The 16,654-nt window shown below is 44.1% G+C and carries 14 protein-coding genes; 4 read left to right on the plus strand and 10 right to left on the minus strand.

The window, feature by feature from the left end; all coding sequences use genetic code 11:
* Positions 1 to 217 precede the first annotated feature (217 nt).
* On the minus strand, positions 218 to 1,015 hold the full coding sequence (gene cysE, locus ABD943_RS01405; RefSeq protein ID WP_345291411.1) for a serine O-acetyltransferase: 798 nt from the start codon (positions 1,013 to 1,015) through the stop codon (positions 218 to 220).
* Positions 1,016 to 1,017: 2 nt separating this feature from the next.
* Entirely contained in the window at positions 1,018 to 1,839 is an 822-nt protein-coding gene (locus ABD943_RS01410; RefSeq protein WP_345291412.1) for an RNA methyltransferase, read from the minus strand.
* Positions 1,840 to 2,086: 247 nt separating this feature from the next.
* Here ABD943_RS01410 and ABD943_RS01415 point away from each other — a divergent pair, with 247 nt between their 5' ends.
* The gene (locus ABD943_RS01415) at positions 2,087 to 2,863 is read left to right on the plus strand and encodes an inositol monophosphatase family protein (protein WP_345292668.1); all 777 of its coding nucleotides are present in this window, start codon (positions 2,087 to 2,089) and stop codon (positions 2,861 to 2,863) included.
* 118 nt (positions 2,864 to 2,981) lie between these two features.
* Positions 2,982 to 3,791, plus strand: coding sequence for a DUF1338 domain-containing protein (locus ABD943_RS01420; RefSeq protein WP_345291413.1), 810 nt, complete (start codon positions 2,982 to 2,984; stop codon positions 3,789 to 3,791).
* Positions 3,792 to 4,186: 395 nt separating this feature from the next.
* Here ABD943_RS01420 and ABD943_RS01425 read toward each other — a convergent pair whose 3' ends face one another.
* Positions 4,187 to 5,116, minus strand: coding sequence for an electron transfer flavoprotein subunit alpha/FixB family protein (locus ABD943_RS01425; protein WP_345291414.1), 930 nt, complete (start codon positions 5,114 to 5,116; stop codon positions 4,187 to 4,189).
* Positions 5,117 to 5,866 carry an electron transfer flavoprotein subunit beta/FixA family protein gene (locus ABD943_RS01430; RefSeq protein WP_345291415.1) on the minus strand — a complete coding sequence of 250 codons (750 nt, stop codon included), beginning with the start codon at positions 5,864 to 5,866 and terminating at the stop codon, positions 5,117 to 5,119.
* 167 nt (positions 5,867 to 6,033) lie between these two features.
* On the opposite strand from ABD943_RS01430, the gene ABD943_RS01435 reads away from it, so the two are divergent.
* Positions 6,034 to 7,689, plus strand: a complete 1,656-nt coding sequence (locus tag ABD943_RS01435) for an electron transfer flavoprotein-ubiquinone oxidoreductase (RefSeq protein WP_345291416.1) — start codon at positions 6,034 to 6,036, stop codon at positions 7,687 to 7,689.
* A 70-nt stretch (positions 7,690 to 7,759) separates the two neighbouring features.
* Here ABD943_RS01435 and ABD943_RS01440 read toward each other — a convergent pair whose 3' ends face one another.
* From ABD943_RS01440 to phhA, 6 genes are all read right to left on the minus strand, one after another.
* Positions 7,760 to 9,019 carry a DUF3466 family protein gene (locus ABD943_RS01440; RefSeq protein WP_345291417.1) on the minus strand — a complete coding sequence of 420 codons (1,260 nt, stop codon included), beginning with the start codon at positions 9,017 to 9,019 and terminating at the stop codon, positions 7,760 to 7,762.
* Positions 9,020 to 9,055: 36 nt separating this feature from the next.
* Positions 9,056 to 9,709 (minus strand): maleylacetoacetate isomerase, encoded by a 654-nt coding sequence (maiA, locus tag ABD943_RS01445; protein WP_345291418.1) that lies wholly within the window; start codon positions 9,707 to 9,709, stop codon positions 9,056 to 9,058.
* A 17-nt stretch (positions 9,710 to 9,726) separates the two neighbouring features.
* Complete coding sequence (locus ABD943_RS01450) at positions 9,727 to 10,710, minus strand: fumarylacetoacetate hydrolase family protein (protein WP_345291419.1); 984 nt, start codon at positions 10,708 to 10,710, stop codon at positions 9,727 to 9,729.
* Positions 10,711 to 10,937: 227 nt separating this feature from the next.
* Positions 10,938 to 12,068: a homogentisate 1,2-dioxygenase gene (locus tag ABD943_RS01455; protein ID WP_345291420.1), complete on the minus strand. Its 1,131-nt coding sequence runs from the start codon at positions 12,066 to 12,068 to the stop codon at positions 10,938 to 10,940.
* 1 nt (position 12,069) lies between these two features.
* Positions 12,070 to 13,128, minus strand: a complete 1,059-nt coding sequence (gene hppD, locus ABD943_RS01460; RefSeq protein ID WP_345291421.1) for a 4-hydroxyphenylpyruvate dioxygenase — start codon at positions 13,126 to 13,128, stop codon at positions 12,070 to 12,072.
* 328 nt (positions 13,129 to 13,456) lie between these two features.
* Entirely contained in the window at positions 13,457 to 14,260 is an 804-nt protein-coding gene (gene phhA / locus ABD943_RS01465) for a phenylalanine 4-monooxygenase (RefSeq protein WP_345291422.1), read from the minus strand.
* Between the two features lie 398 nt (positions 14,261 to 14,658).
* Between phhA and ABD943_RS01470 the strand changes: the two genes are divergently transcribed.
* Positions 14,659 to 16,605: a transglycosylase SLT domain-containing protein gene (locus tag ABD943_RS01470; protein ID WP_345291423.1), complete on the plus strand. Its 1,947-nt coding sequence runs from the start codon at positions 14,659 to 14,661 to the stop codon at positions 16,603 to 16,605.
* The last annotated feature ends 49 nt before the right edge of the window (positions 16,606 to 16,654 follow it).

A 16,654-nucleotide genomic window follows, 5' to 3' on the forward strand; every position in this document is an offset into this window, starting at 1 on the left:
AGCTTTATGATCTCATACCCGACTAATTTAGTCAACTTTAGACAAGTGTGACTATCTATCCCAGGGTGACAGCTAATGCATTGATTTTCATAGAAATAATATTTATTGGATAAAGATAACTAATCACACTGAACAATTGCATTAGTATAAATACCTAGTAGTTTACTCGGTTAAATGCAACTGATTCTCATTAATTAAATCAAGCGGTTAGAGCTGACTAGTTTTTGTCGGAAGGTTCTTTCTCTGTAGGATCAACTTCGCCTTCCTTGTAGACTCCATCGGGGTCTTTTGAGTCAAATCGTAGAAGCTCATCGCAATCAACGTCAGGGAGATCAAGCTCAGCATAGTCAATGCCTTGTTTCTTCAGGGCGCAAGCAATCAACTCCATCTGCTTTTCAAGGGCACGAGAGTGTTCGTGTAAACTTCGAATAGCTTGAGATATAGGATCTTGCTGTTGAGTGCTGATGCCATATGCCTCAAATACCGTTTGTTCAGTATCTTTCTGTCGACTGACTTGGCGTGCCGGGATGCCGATCATGGTGGTATCTTCAGGCACATCTTTTATCACCACAGCGTTCGAGCCTACTCGAGCACCTCTTTCGAGCGTTATCGGTCCCAGCACTTTTGCACCAGCACCAATGACAACATCATTTTTAAGCGTTGGGTGACGTTTACCTTCTTTCCAGCTGGTACCGCCTAAAGTTACGCCATGATAAAGCGTGCAGTCATCACCGATTTCTGCGGTTTCGCCAATGACCACTCCCATACCGTGGTCGATGAAAAAGCGACGTCCAATTTTCGCTGCAGGATGTATTTCAATACCGGTAAGCCAGCGCGCTAGTGTCGACAAAGTCCGAGCGAGCCATTTCCAATTAGCATTCCAAAGCTTATGAGCAGCACGGTGTATCCAAATTGCGTGTAAGCCTGGGTAATTAGTGAGTACTTCAAAATTGTTGCGCGCCGCTGGATCGCGGTGGTATACGCTTTTAATGTCCTCTTTAATCCTAGAAAACATTCTTAATCCTCGCCACTCTTGTCATTGTTCAATAACTGATACTTCATATGCTTTGTCATCGACGCCAAGAACCCACGCATAATATTGACTTCGGCTTCGGTTAATTGCGCTTTAGCAAATAATCGGTGCAACCGAGCGGGCAATAACTTCGGCTCATCCGGATCGAAAAAGCCGGTTTCGGTCATGACATTTTCAAAATGTTGGTATAAGCCTTCCGTTTGCTTGACCGTCGCTTTTCGCTCACTCCCAACTTCGTCATCAATATCAGCAGCGTCAGCCACCGAATGTAACGAACTATCCCTATCGAGGGCTAATAACCGACATTCATAACATATAACCTGAACGGCAGCAGCGAGGTTGAGCGACATGTACTCGGGGTTGGCAGGAATATTGACGTGGTAATGGCAAAGCTGTAACTCTTCATTCAGCAAGCCAGTGCTTTCACGCCCAAACACGATCGCCATCGGTAGCGCGGTAGGCTCTTTATCTAAAATGGTTTTGATTTCTCGTGGCTCGACTAAAGGCCATGGCAAGGCTCGGTTTCTAGAGCTGGTACCGATGACTAAACGGCAGTCCGCGATCCCCTCCTCTAAGGTCGAGACCACATGAGCAGCTTCTAAAACATCCGTAGCTCCTGATGAACGTGCTAACGCCTCATCAGACGGAAATTCTTTTGGATTAACCAACACCAAGTGCTTCAGGCCCATGGTTTTCATGGCGCGAGCAGCTGCACCAATATTGCCAGGATGACTGGTCTGGCAAAGCACAATCTTAACTTGCTGTAAAAAGTGCTGCTCTTTGTGGGCTTGTGATTCTTTCACCATTCAGACAAAAAAGTTGATAATTTACAAGAACGTATAGTATCAGAGCATATGCCAGAACCCCACTATTAATTATCAGGATTTCTCCATGAGCATCCGCTATTTATGAGAAAAATACAGTCTTAGGCCTTCTTAAAATCAATAACTTTTGCTATGATTCGCACCGTTTTCGAGCAAATGCTCATTATTTGCCCAATTTATGGGCGCTGTTTTGCTAAACAGACTGTTCTTTGACTTTGGTGGTATCACTATGAATGCGTACAAAAACATTGCCGTACGTGCGGCAGAACGTGCAGGAAATTTCGTGGCAAAAGCATTTGCTAACCGCGATAGAATCATTGCACAAAGCAAGGGTCCTAACGACTATGTCAGCAATATCGACAAACAAGCCGAAGAAATCATTATTGATACCATTAAATACAGCTACCCTGATCATGCCATTCTTGCTGAAGAAAGCGGCCAACACGGTGAAGGCGATACTGTCTGGGTCATCGATCCGATAGACGGTACGACAAATTTCTTACAAGGTATCCCTCACTTCGCCATCTCAATTGCCGTCAAGCAAAAAGGAAAAACTCTTGCTGCTGTGGTCTATGACCCGATTAAAGATGAATGCTTTACTGCCTCGAACGGTGGCGGCGCACAACTTAACAATACCCGAATTCGCGTGAGTGAAAAGAAAAGACTTGATAACTCGCTACTCGCCACAGGCTTTCCATTCCGTGGCCATCAGGATCTTGAAGAGTATTTACGCTACTTTGAAACGATATTCCCACTGTGTGTTGATATGCGTCGCGCTGGTGCTGCATCACTTGATCTAGCCTATGTTGCTGCGGGTCGCTTGGATGGCTTTTGGGAGTTCGGTTTAAGTGAATGGGACACAGCAGCAGGCATCTTAATCATCAAAGAAGCCGGTGGCTTCGTAGGCGACATTAAAGGCAACCCACACCAAGAAAAGTCAAAAAGCATTCTCGCAGCTACACCTGGCGTGTTCAAACATGTCATGAAAAGTGTAAAAGACCTTTAAATTCGAGAACATATCACCATATAGGCAGCCTAAGATTTGAAAGTGACAGGCCAAAGATTGTACAATTGGTCTGTCCTCTTACCAGATTCATTTATTAAACAAGTAGGTTTTTAATATTATGTCTACCCAAGATCACAAGGCTCTATTTGATGCATTGTGGAATGATTATTTAGCGATTACACCAGATGCCGACTCGATTCATGAAGAATTTCAGGCACTTGGCGATGATACCATTATTAATGATCATATTGCCCTCCGTACTTTCAATGAAGGTGCAATCAACCTCGAAAACATTGGTAAACACCTCGAGCAGTTTGGTTATTACGCTGCTGGCGAGTATCACTTTGAAGAAAAGAAACTCTACGCCAAGCACTTTCAACACGACAGTGACGAAAATGCACCGAAAATCTTTGTCAGCGAACTGCTACTTGAAGAATTTTCAGCAGAACTTCAAATGTTTTGCCGCGGCTTGATTGCCGAGGCGAATTGGAATATTCGCAAAGACGGTCTCACATTACCGTCTCGTCCTTGGGGCAAGATTACCCGTGAAGCTTACGAGCGCCTATTGGAAGAAAGTGAGTATGCAGCTTGGTTAGCGGCCTTTGGTCTGCGAGCGAACCACTTTACTGTATCAGTTAACAAACTGCGCGGCATGGATAGTCTTGAAGCCGTAAACCAGTTTCTTAAAGATAAAGGGTTTGAGCTGAACAACAGTGGCGGCGAAATTAAAGGAAACGAAGAGGTTTGCTTAAAGCAAAGTGCAACAATGGCGAATATTGTTGACTGGGAATTTAATGGCGGCAAGCACCCTATCCGTTCATGTTTCTACGAATTCGCAGAACGCTTCCCAATGGACAACGGTGAGTTGTATCAAGGTTTTGTTGCAGCTAGCGCTGACAAAATCTTCGAATCAACAAACGCAGCATAGAAACTCCTTTAGCGCACAACTCTCAAAGTGCGCTACATTCCCCTTTAAAAGTTAGCCTCACACTTTAAAATTATAGAGCAAATTGGGCAGGGATAGCCCAATTTAGCAAAGACGAAACAGGATGTTTCGTTTTGAGGCTCGTTAAGTAATTTTTAACTGTGAGGGCAGTCCAACGGACCTAACTTTTAGGGGCGAGTTTTTTGGTTCGTTTTTTTGCTCGCCAAAAAATGAACGTCAAAGTAATTTACTCATCAAGTTGACTGAACGGGTTCTTGAAGCTTTCAGAGAAGCGTGTGGACGAGCTTGGAAAGTACTTGTGATGAATCTGGAATGACAAACATAAAGCAAAAAAAACCGCCGTTTGGCGGTTTTTTTATATCTAACCTTTAAAACAATTACAGAGCGTCAATTAACTCTGGAACGGCTTTAAATAAGTCTTCAACAAGACCGTAATCGGCAACTTGGAAAATAGGCGCTTCTTCGTCTTTGTTGATAGCCACAATGACTTTAGAGTCTTTCATACCAGCCAAGTGTTGGATCGCGCCAGAAATACCGACAGCGATATACAACTCGGGCGCAACGATTTTACCGGTTTGGCCAACTTGGTAATCATTAGGAACAAAGCCTGCATCAACAGCCGCACGCGATGCACCAACAGCTGCGCCTAACTTGTCCGCTAGGGTTTCTAGCATTTCAAAGTTTTCGCCATTGCCCATACCGCGACCACCAGAAACCACAACCTTTGCAGTACCTAAGTCAGGACGCTCAGACTCAGTCAACTCTTCACCAACATAGTTGCTGAGTTCAGTGTGAGAGCCAGCATCAACATTTTCAATCGAAGCAGAGCCACCTTCAGTAGCAAGTGCATCAAATGCTGTTGCGCGAACTGTGACCACTTTCTTGCTGTCGTTACTTTTCACCGTAGCGATAGCGTTACCTGCATACACTGGGCGCTTGAATGTATCGTCTGAATCCACCGCAATGATATCTGAAATCTGCTGCACGTCTAATAAAGCAGCAATGCGTGGCATCATATTCTTACCAAACGTCGATGCAGGCGCTAGGATGTGCGAATAGTCGCCTTCCTGAGCCATCACAGCCTTTTCAACATCTTCAGCAAGCAAGTGCTCTAAAAACTCAGCCTGAGCCAATAGAACCTTATCAACGCCTTCTGCTTTCGCAGCTTGGTCAGCAACTGACTGACAGTCGTGACCAGCTACCAACACAACCGTTTCACCGCTTAGCTGTTTAGCTGCAGCGATAGCGTTATAAGTAGAAGCCTGTAATTCGCTGTTATTGTGCTCTGCAATTACTAAAGTCGTCATTTAGATCACCTTCGCTTCATTCTTCAGTTTATCAACCAGCTCAGCTACCGTTTCAACCTTGATACCTTCGCTACGCTCAGGCGGATTTTCAACGCTCAAAGTTTCTGTGCGGTTAGCAGTGTCCACGCCTAAGTCAGCCAATGCAATTTCATCAAGCGGCTTACGTTTCGCTTTCATAATATTAGGAAGCGAAGCAAAGCGAGGTTCGTTTAAACGCAAGTCAGTTGTCACAACTGCCGGCAGCTTTAACTCGATAGTTTGTAGGCCGCCATCAATTTCACGCGTCACTTTTGTTTTACCATCTTCGACTTCAACCTCTGAAGCAAAAGTACCTTGGCCCCAACCTAATAATGCACCAAGCATTTGTCCGGTTTGGTTGTTATCACCGTCGATAGATTGCTTACCAAGAAGCACCATTTCCGGCCCCTCCTGCTCAACAACTTTCTTCAATACTTTTGATACTGCTAATGGCTCTAACTGATCATCAGTTTTTACCAAGATTGCTTTATCAGCACCAAGTGCTAACGCTGTACGCAAAGTCTCTTGGCACTGTTGGTTACCAATAGATACCGCGACAACCTCAGAAGCGATGCCTTTCTCCTTTAAGCGAACGGCCTCTTCAACAGCAATCTCACAGAATGGATTCATAGACATTTTTACGTTAGCAGTTTCCACACCGCTATTGTCTGGCTTCACACGAACCTTTACGTTCGCGTCAATTACTCGTTTTATTGCAACTAGAATTTTCATGAAAACCCTATCGTATGTATAATCTCTGCCAAATATAGACGAAATAGACGCCTATCTTTTGTAAAATAGGGCGTAATGGTGACGTTTTACTGGCTTAAGGTCAATAGTTGATCGTGATTTTAGCCATATTTTGAATGATTTTTAATCAATTTTAAGAGGAGATCTAGGTGGAACGCGAATTTATGGAGTTTGATGTTGTGATAGTTGGTGCGGGTCCTTCAGGACTGTCAGCAGCTATCAAGCTGCGTCAATTAGCCATCGAGAACGATAAAGAATTGATGGTATGTGTCGTAGAAAAAGGCTCAGAAGTGGGAGCTCATATCCTATCTGGTGCAGTAATTGAACCAACGGCTCTGAATGAGTTAATCCCAGACTGGAAAGAAAAAGGCGCGCCACTTAATACAAAAGTGACTGGCGACTCCATCTACCTCATGAAAAATGAAAATAAAGCGACAAAGGTACCGAACTTCTTTGTCCCTAAAACCATGCATAATGATGGCAACTACATCATCAGCTTAGGTAATTTGTGTCGTTGGTTAGCTGAGCAAGCAGAAGCACTGGGCGTTGAAATTTTCCCAGGATTTGCGGCGTCAGAAGTGTTGTACAACGACGACGGCTCCGTCAAAGGTATTGCCACTGGCGACATGGGTGTCGGCAAAGACGGCGAGAAAAAAGACGGTTACATGCCAGGCATGGAACTTCACGCTAAATACACCCTATTTGCTGAGGGCTGTCGAGGCAATCTTGGTAAAGAGCTGATCAGCAAGTTCAATCTTGACGAAGGCAAAGAGCCTCAACACTACGGTATCGGCATTAAAGAGTTATGGAAAGTGCCTTCTGAGCAGCACCAAGAAGGACTTGTCGTACATACAGCGGGCTGGCCGTTAAGCGAGTCTGGCTCAGCTGGCGGTGGATTTTTGTATCATATAGAGGACAATCAGGTTGTTGTCGGCTTGATCACTGACCTCTCCTACTCTAACCCCCATGTTAGTCCTTTCCATGAGTTCCAACGTTATAAGCACCAAAAGGTCATTAAGCAATACCTTGAAGGCGGCGAACGTATTTCATATGGCGCGCGAGCACTAACCAAAGGCGGCTTGCAGTCGCAACCTAAGATGGCTTTTCCGGGCGGATTATTGATTGGTGATAATGCCGGGACATTAAACTTCGCTAAAATCAAAGGTACCCATACCGCGATGAAATCCGGCATGGTCGCTGCAGAGACGATTATGGCTGCTTTTGGTGGTAATCGTGCAAACGATGAGCTAACCGAGTATGGCGCTAACTATAAAGTATCGTGGGCTTGGCGCGAACTGCATCAACAGCGTAATTTTGGTCCGGCACAACATAAATGGGGCAACTTTATTGGCTCCGCCTATGCTTTTATTGACCTTAATATTTTCAACGGAAAACTGCCCTGGACTTTAAGTGATCCTAAGCCTGATTACGCACAGATGAAACCTGCAGATCAATGCAAAAAGATTGATTATCCAAAGCCTGATGGTAAGTTATCGTTTGATAAACTCTCTTCTGTATTTGTATCGAACACCAATCACGAAGAAGATCAACCTGTCCACTTAAAGCTTGAAGACAAGTCGATCCCGATTGATGTCAACCTTGAGAAATATGACGAACCTGCTCAGCGCTACTGTCCCGCTGGAGTTTACGAGGTTGTTCGTGATGACGATGGTAACAACCCACAATTTGTGATTAACGCGCAAAACTGCGTTCACTGTAAAACCTGTGATATTAAAGACCCAAGTCAAAACATCACGTGGGTGACGCCTGAAGGTGCTGGTGGTCCTAACTACCCAAATATGTAGTCTTTCATTAAGCCTAGGATCAAAAAAGCCTCCATTTTGGAGGCTTTTTTGTATGAACAATAAACTTAAACTATGAGAAACGTCTTCTCAAACCAACAGCAGCCAAAATCGCCAACAATAAGGCTGGTACACTACCACCACCACTGTTAGGCTCATCACTATTACCGCAGTCTTCGACTGGTTCACCGGTTGGATCCAGGCGGAAAGCTCTTACCTCGCCATCTTTAGCTCCAAAACCTAAAATTTGTCCTGAGTTGTTAATTGACACAGCCTCTGTAAGCTTCCAGCCGGAGTCACAAGCAATTAGGGTATTGAGGTCCTTCATCTGTTCACCTTCATAGATAAAAGCTCCAAACTCACCTAAAGTCGGGGTTGATACCAAGGCTCTACCTACAATCTGTCCATTATCATTGATGTCATTAGCTCTCGAGTCATTATAGTCCTCCCTGATAAATCCAAGTAACGTTGGTTCTGTCTGAGAGTTTCCACTATCAATATAGAAAGCCTCTCTTTGATCTCCAGTACCAGGAATGAATATACTACCCACAACCTCCCCAGCTAAGTTTAGCCCCATTGGGTAAAGCGCTCTGTTATCAATACTTGGAAGCTCAGTAAGATTTGAAAGGTCATTAGTATTTGCAACAAACCCCTTCACACTTGTTGTGTTATCAACGATAACATCTGTAAAACCTACAACTTGATTGTTATCACTTATAGACGTCAAGTAAGAACGTCTGCTTGCACCCGCATCAAAAGGTTCAATCATTGTATATGAGTTATCATTACGGTTGAAAACAAATGCTCTTTCAACTGCTAATATTTCATCATCGGGGTCTACATCATAGGAGCCCGAAAGGATAACTAAATTATTATTATTAATATCAAAAGCACGGGCGTTAGTTAGTCTCTCAAGAGAAGGTAACTTAGCAATGCTTGAACCTTCAAATATCACTGCATAATTTTGCGTGACGACTTGCTCATTTCCGTTATCATCTTCAACTGTAGAAATTTCGTTAGAATATCCGACAGCAACCATAGCATCATTGATACCAATTGCTTCGCTTATTGTGCCGTCTGTAAGCGTTCCTAGATCGATATTCCCAGACTCGTCAAACTGAACAGCATGAGCAATAAAAGTTCTTTCTCCGTTTTCATCTAACGGCCCACTCGCAAAGCCTACAGCTTGCCCTGCAGTATTCAGGTCATAAGCGACACTACTGTTACCACCTAAACCACCAAGATCCACCACGTCATAGGGAGCAGCAAGAGTTATAGGGGTTAAGGCTGCAAAACTTAGCGCAAGTAATGTTTTTGTCGTTGTTAGCTTCATTAATTCTCTCTTTCGCGAACTGAGTCAGTGTTTAAGTTACTGGATTACTGCATCCGGCTGCGACTCTGGCTGAGCATCTTTGAATGCATCCAAAGTCAAACAGTGTTGCTCTATAGCAACTAAGCGTGGGAAGTCGGTCAAATCCACATTAAATCTTCGGGCATTGTACATCTGCGACACCAAAAAGACATCCGCTAAGGTCAATTCTTCGCCAAAGCAGAAAGGACCTTGTTCTGCATATTCTTTTAGGGTCGCTTCCAACGCCGCAAACCCTTTTAAAATCCAGTGTGCATACCAAGTTGATTTATCTTCATCGCTCACCTTCAACTCACCTTTCAAATACTGCAACACTCGCAGGTTATCGAGTGGGTGAACATCGCAAGCAATGACTTGACATACACTTCTGACTTTAGCCTTTAGGAAAGGTTCACTGGGAAGTAAATTAGGGCCATCAAAAGCCTCGTTGATGTACTCACAGATAGCCATAGACTGACTCAACAGCCTGCCGTTATCGTCTAATAACGGCACCAGCTCTTGAGGGTTTTTCTCAGCATATTCGGGGTTATGTTGCTCACCACCATCTTTCACCAAATGGATTGGAATGATGGAGTAAGATAAGCGCTTTATATTTAACGCTGCGCGAACTCGATAAGCCGCAGTCGATCGCCAATAACTATATAGCTTCAACATAACCCTCTCCTTCTGTTTTATGCTTCGTACTTTTCGACAACTTGATTAATTTGACCGAAGATACTCTGCTTGTTCTCGTCAAACATCTCAATCGTCACTCGATCACCAAATTGCATAAATGGTGTAGTCGGCTTACCATCAGCAATGATTTCAAGCATACGAACTTCTGCAAGGCATGAAGACCCTACCGAACGATCTTTATTCGAAATCGTACCTGAGCCCACAATCGTGCCAGCTGAAAGAGGACGTGTTTTTGCAGCATGAGCAACCAACGTTGGGAAATCAAACACCATATCAACGCCACAATCAGGGTGACCAAGCTCATTATCGTTTAAGTGTGTGATTAATGGTAAGAATACTTTTTTGCCATCCCACTTATCGCCTAACTCGTCTGGCGTTACTGCAACTGGTGAGAACGCTGATGAAGGTTTTGCTTGGAAGAAACCGAAGCCCTTCGCCAATTCTCCTGGAATTAAGTTACGAAGTGACACATCGTTAACCGTCATCAATAAACGAATTTCTTTTTCCGCTTGCTCAGCTGACGCACCCATTGGCACATCACCGGTAATCACAGCAACCTCTGCTTCCATGTCGATACCATATTCTTCGCTCGCCATCTTGATGGTGTCACGAGGACCTAAGAAAGTATCGCTGCCGCCTTGGTACATCAATGGGTCAGTCCAGAATGTTTCTGGCATTTCTGCGTTACGCGCCTTACGAACCAATTCAACATGGTTTACGTAAGCACTGCCGTCAGCCCACTGATAAGCGCGTGGAAGTGGTGACTCACAAGCACCTTGATCAAAATCCATGGCATCTGAAATTTGACCTTCGTTTAATTCTTGATAAGTCTTTTCAAGCTTTGGCTTGAAAGCATCCCAGTCATCTAGGGCCGCTTGTAATGTTTTAACGTAGTCAACTTTAGTCGCTTTAGTAAGATCGTTACTTACTACAACCAACTGACCATCACGAGAACCATCTCTTAAAGTAGCTAATTTCATTATCTACATCCTAATTCTTTATTCATTCTGCTGTCGGTACGAATAGATATGGCACCAACAACGCTAAATTCAACCGCTTAGGCCATTACTTACAATTTGACCTAAGCACTAATAACGTGAATTTTTGAGCTCTGACGCGGCATTTTTTACGCGCAGTTCACGATAGTATATTCAATACGTGAGTGAACGAGCATAAAAAATAACAAAGTCAGAGCTTAAAAAGGCCGTTATTCAGAGGCCTTCCAACTATTACAATAATCCGGATTCTCAACCCCAGCCATCGCATCGCCCACTTCCAATGCATCACGCGTATCCAGCATCACCGCAACCTCATCGGTTTCCTTCTTAGCATGCTTGCGCCCTGCTTCGAAAGCTTTTGGATGTGGCCCATGTGTAAAACCTGATGGATGGAACGTGACCATTCCGGCATCAATGTTATCACGGCTGAAGAAGTCGCCAGCGTGATAGAACAAGACTTCATCGAAGTCGTCATTGTTATGGTAGAACGGTACTTTTAATGCTCCAGGATCCGACTCAATCGGTCTTGGCACAAAAGTACAGACCACAAAACGGCTTGCAACAAAGGTTGTGTGTGCTGATGGCGGTAAGTGATAACGGTGCGACATCAACGGACGAATATCACGCCAGTTAATACGAACCACCGACAAATCACCATGCCAACCGATAGCGTCTAATGGCGAATAGTTGTATTGCACGCGCGACAGCTGACCACGACGCTTGATCTCAACCGCCCATGGCGTATCGTCTTGCTGTGCTTTGAACTTGTCGTTAATGCTTGGCACATCCAACATCGCAGGGTCAAAAATCGCCTGCGGGCCAACCAAACCTTTCTCAGGCAATTGGTAGCTATCGTTAGTCGCTTCGATTAACAACATCGTCATAGGCTCTTGTGGTTCAATGCGCCACATGGTGCCACGAGGAACGACCACATAGTCGCCCTCACGAATTTCCATATGACCATAATCACAGAACAAGTCGCCTTGGCCTTTATGAATGAAGAACAACTCATCACCATCGCCATTGCGCGCCAAATTCATCATCGCTTCATTGCAGTTCCAAATACGGAAGCGGCAATGGGCGTTGTATAACAGGCTCTCTGCGCCCCAAGGTGAGTTGGAGTTTTTGTCCAACTCGTTGAGGTCAAAAGCGCGTGGACGCAACGGACCTTCCCACTTTTCCCACGCCGTCGGCGGGTTCTTGTGGTGGAAGTGAGCCGTTGGGCCAAAGAAACCGCTTCGCCCCGCCTCACGCTCGTAGGGTGCTTCTTCAGGTAGATCAGCGTGTGCTTGGCGAGAAATGGTTCCTTCCTTATGCGGGAAAGCAATCCATTTACGCATTTTAAATTACTCCACGTTTCTGTTGGTCTAGTTCGATAGACTCAAACAACGCCTTGAAGTTTCCTTCGCCGAAGCCTTGGTTACCTTTACGTTGAATAATTTCGAAGAAAATAGGACCAATCACAGTGTTAGTGAAAATCTGAAGCAAGATACCTTCTTCGTGATCCAAAGAACCATCGATCAAGATGCGGTTTTTACGCAACTTTTCTACATCTTCGTGATGCTCTGGAATACGCTTTGGAATCATGTCGTAGTAAGTTTCCGGCGTATCCATGAATTCCATACCACCTTCACGAAGCTTCTCAATCGTGCCATAGATATCGTCAGTCGATAACGCGATGTGCTGGATGCCTTCGCCATTATACTCTTTCAAGTACTCTTCGATTTGAGACTTGTCATCAGCAGATTCGTTAATAGGGATACGCAGCTTGTTGCAAGGACCTGTCATCGCCTTTGAGAACAAACCCGTTTGCTTACCAGCGATATCGAAATAACGAATTTCGCGGAAGTTTGCAATGTTTTCGTAGAAGGTTGCCCAAACATCCATGCCACCACGCTTAACGTTGTGCGTTAGGTGGTCAAGGATTTGTAGACCCATGCCACGAGGGAACTCTTCAACGCCTTCGTAGAAGTTGAAGTCATCTTGATAAATGTTGTTTTCTTTGCCCCACTTGTCGACGAAATACAATACCGAACCACCGATACCGTAAACGCCTGGGTGAGCGCTGTGCTCTTCTTTATCGAATGGCTTAGCGCCTTGTTCAACCGCATACTCGTACGCTTTTTGTGCATCTTCAACACGCCACGCCATCGCACAGGCACATGGACCATGCTGCTGGCTGAACTCGTTGAAGTAGCCGTCAGTTTCGCCATTGATTAGGAAGTTAATGTCGCCTTGACGGTACAAGAACACTTCTTGTGATTTGTGCTTTGCAACTTCTGTAAAGCCTAAAAGTTCAAACAATTCTTTCAGCTTCTGAATACCTTCAGCATTCGGCGCAGAATATTCAACAAATTCAAAACCGTCAGTTCCAAGTGGGTTAAAAGTAGTATCAGTCATTTTATAAACTCCTCATTGTGAGGTGGAATTACGTTCCTTTTGATCCTGCTTATCCGCTCTCGAGATGTTCTCTTCAATGTTTACACGAACTAGATACGCAGCTTTAACGATCAAAAGACCAAATTAATAAAAAATAGGTATTCCTACGCTTTGCTCCATTGAGCGCGTATTTGTGCCGCAACGATAAACGTTGGGATGAGTTGTTTATCTAATTTCAATAACATAAATTCAAAAATTAAAGCAATTTCAAGGCTTTATCTATCCCTCTATTATGCAACAGCCCACGACATTTCACAATCTCGCGGGCTGCCAAATAAAGATTTAGGGCCTAACTAGCTTTCTGCTCTTCCTTTGGTGGATAAAGCGGTTCACGTAAACCAAGGCGCTTTGCCTCTTCCACCATGCCCATGACATCGCCATTTGCTAAATCAAAAAGCTGTTTGAAGTCTTCAATCACAAAGTACTTCGGTTGCATGATATCAATACGATATGGCGTACGTAGCATTTCAATCGGATCAAACGGCGCACGAATCACCTCAGGATCTTCTAAGCTGTGGGGCGTTTCACCAATAGAAGAAAGAATACCACCACCATAAATACGATCACCTTGGCCAGTATTAATTAAGCCAAACTCAACCGTAAACCAATATAAGCGCGCTAAATAGACGCGGTCTTCTTTACTCGCTTCATAGCCAAGCTTGCCGTAAGCTGCTGTAAATTCAGCAAAATATGGATTGGTTAGCATCGCCGTATGACCATAGATCTCGTGAAATACGTCAGGCTCTTGTAAGTAATCCATCTCTTCACGAGTACGGATAAATGTCGCACAAGGGAACTTCTTATCAGCTAGTAGAGCAAAGAACTTATCGAAATTAATCAACGCCGGAACCCAGGCCACTTCCCAACCGGTTTCTTTACGCAAAACACTTGAGACTTCTTCAAGTTGAGGAATACGGTCTTTAGGAAGGTTAATTTTTTCAAGACCTTCGAAATACTCTGGGCAGGCACGACCTTCGATAAGCTTCTCTTGGCGAGCCATTAGCTCACTCCAGATCTGATGCTCCTCGTCGGTGTAATGAATAAAACCATCTTCGTCCATTGGACGTGCTTTATATTTTGTACCTTTAGCCATATACCTACCTAAACTCTTTGTTGTAGTTACTCGCTGTAACTAACTGTTGTGACTAGTTTGTGTTAATTGCGATGTTGCCAGTAACACATTATAACGCAACAAAACATTTTATCAGGTCTGATCCCTTTGTACCGACCTGAACGGCGCACACATTATTACAGTTCATGTCACAAAAACAAGTGCCTTTCACTGAAAAGCACGTCTGCAACACCCTACTTTGGTTAAAACTGTTTGAACTCTTTGAGTTTTAGATATCTAATTACTGAGAATGTTCAACAACGGTAAACTCGAAGCTACGACCACTCAAATTGGCAGTTATCTTACACTTCTTTACTCAACGTTTTGAATATTTAGGCCATAATAGATTTTAAGTTTTACTTTAAGGATAGAATTCAACAATGCGGGTTACAGCTAACTTTCTTATAGCGTCCACTATCTCGTTAATTTCCTTCACATTTTCGTCGAAAGCTCAGTCTACTTATAGCACTGAACAGCTCGCTTTTTTGGCGGCTGAAAAAGCCTATGCGCATGGCGACTTGGTGAACTATAGAAAACTAAAACGTTCATTGAAGGACTACCCTTTATACCCCTACCTCGAGTATAAAGAACTGTTAAAGAAACTCGACGTGAAAAACCGTCCAGACATCGATGCGTTTATTACTACTTATGCAAACTCGCCCCTTGCAAGCAGTTTAAAACAGCAGTTTATCAATCAGTTAGCTGTTGATAAAAACTACAAACTGCTCCAAGAGTATTATTCTTACGGTCGCGATGCCAAGCTTGACTGCAAAATCCTCATTAATAAGCTGACCCAAGGAAGCACTATAAAAGAGCTACATGATGATGTTGAAGATTTGTGGAGCGTTCCAAAGTCACAACCTAAAGAGTGTGACACTGTTTTTCAAAAATGGATCGACTCAGGCGCCGTCAATCACAACATTGCTTATCACCGCTTCTATCGTACAGCACACGAGGGCTCGATAGGCTTGTTAAAGTATCTGGAGCGCTTCTTAGATCATGATAAACGATACATTGTTGACCTATGGGTAAAAGCCAAGAAAGACCCTGGCGTAGTCAATCGCAGAAACTTTTTCCCCGCTAGAGATGCCAACCTGGAAGCTCCGATTTTGGTTTTCGCCATGCAGCGTTTATCTTGGGACGACCGTAATAAAGCCTATAAAGTATGGCAGCGCACAAAAAATAGAATTCCGTTATCACAAAACCACGTTGACGATATTGAAAGAACGCTGTTTCTAGCCCTCGCCACGGAAAATAATCCGAAAGCGCTTGATTGGCTTGATAAGAATCACTTGAATAAGTTTATTACCGATGAGCTGGTTAATCATTGGAAACTAGCGGTATTACTACGAAATGAGCGCTGGGAAACGATAAAAGAGCTCTATTCATTGCTGCCAATAAATCAACAAAAAAGTCATCAGTGGCAGTACTGGACGGCAATTGCACAGCAAAAAACGGGAGAGCAAGAAGAGTCGGCGCTGACTCTGAAATTATTAGCAGAAGAGCGTGACTACTATGGATACCTTGCAGCAACTCGGTTAAAGCAACCTTTAAAACTTAACCATGTTGCTCTTAAGTTACCTCCGGACGTACTGAAGCGTGTCGAGGAAAGCGACAATGTAAAGCGCGCCAAAGAGTTGTTTGAGTTAGAGCGCTACATAAATGCTACGCGTGAGTGGCGAACTCAAATCAGTCGTATGAACTCAGACGAGGAAATACAAGCGGCGTCCCAGTTCGCGCACTCATGGGGATGGTACAACCAGGGTATCGTTACCATTGCCAAATCGAAATTCTGGGATGAGACTGACATTCGATTCCCAACCGCCTTCAAGGAAAGCTATATCAAAATGGCAAAGAAAGTAAATTTACCGCCTCAATGGCTTATGGGCGTATCGCGTCAAGAAAGTGCCTATGGTCCTTTAGCAGTTTCACCTGCGGGAGCTTACGGATTAATGCAAGTGATGCCTGCGACTGCAAGATCCTATTCAAGAAAATTTAATATTCCTTATTCAACGCGCCGCGACTTGTTGAAACCACACGTTAACATTGAGGTTGGCAGTCACTACTTAGGATTACGTTACAAGCAACTGGGACAGAACCCCATCTACGCCTCCGCCGCTTATAACGCCGGTAAGCATCGCATTGATGAGTGGAAACCTTTTGGACGCCATCCAACAGAAGTTTGGATCGAAAGTATTCCTTACACCGAAACCAGAGATTACATCAAAAAAGTGATGACTTATCGTGCTATTTACGCACTAAAGCTTGGGGTCGATGACGATATTTTTGAGTATATCTTGAGTACTGAAACGGGTGGAGATATTTAGCTCGTGCATAAAAAAGCCCAGTAACTCGCTGGGCTTTTTTGATTAAGCT

Source organism: Kangiella marina (assembly GCF_039541235.1).
In the GTDB taxonomy this organism is placed as follows: Bacteria; Pseudomonadota; Gammaproteobacteria; order Enterobacterales; family Kangiellaceae; genus Kangiella; species Kangiella marina.